General features: G+C 41.6%; 2 protein-coding genes. Both read right to left on the bottom strand.

Annotated elements, in window-relative coordinates; translation table 11 throughout:
• The coding region (locus tag D1841_RS18495; RefSeq protein ID WP_166554415.1) for an AAA family ATPase at window positions 1–267 on the bottom strand (267 nt) is incomplete at its 3' end.
• A partial coding sequence (locus D1841_RS18490; RefSeq protein ID WP_207710229.1) for an exonuclease SbcCD subunit D C-terminal domain-containing protein occupies window positions 267–526 on the bottom strand: 260 nt, incomplete at its 5' end. The genes D1841_RS18490 and D1841_RS18495, both read right to left, overlap by 1 nt.

Below are 526 nucleotides of genomic sequence, written 5' to 3'. Positions count from 1 at the left end.
CTCCTTCCCAACATATGTAAAAGTCAGTTCCACCTCTGTTGGCGTGTGGTTATCCGCATACTTGGAGCGAAACATGCTTGCTTCCCTATTCGCACCACTTGCGTCTCCATATAGCGCATAAGTAATGGCATCGAAAATCGTAGTTTTCCCTGCACCTGTATCTCCGGTAATCAGATATATGCCATTTTCTCCAAGTTCAGACATTTCAATCGTAGTCTTTCCTGCATAAGGTCCAAATGCCGACATCGTCAACTTTATAGGTCTCATTACTTATCCTCCCATATTTCTTCTATCAGCTGCAGCATGAATTCCTTCTGTTCTTCCATCATCTCAACACCATTTTGTTTTGTGTACAACTCCTCAAATAGAGTAAGCGGTGACTTTTTTTCTGCCTCCCCACTTGTGCCAATATGTGCCACATGCCGAGTACGTTTATTATCATAATCCAGCTTCATGATATTATGATAAACGCTCCGAAGCTTAGAAATTGCATCCGGAATATCATCCTCATCAGTTAAAATGACAT

The sequence above is a fragment of the Neglectibacter sp. X4 genome (assembly GCF_009917365.1).
Taxonomy (GTDB): domain Bacteria; phylum Bacillota; class Clostridia; order Oscillospirales; family Acutalibacteraceae; genus Acutalibacter.
This window is presented reverse-complemented; position numbering and strand designations above follow the sequence as displayed.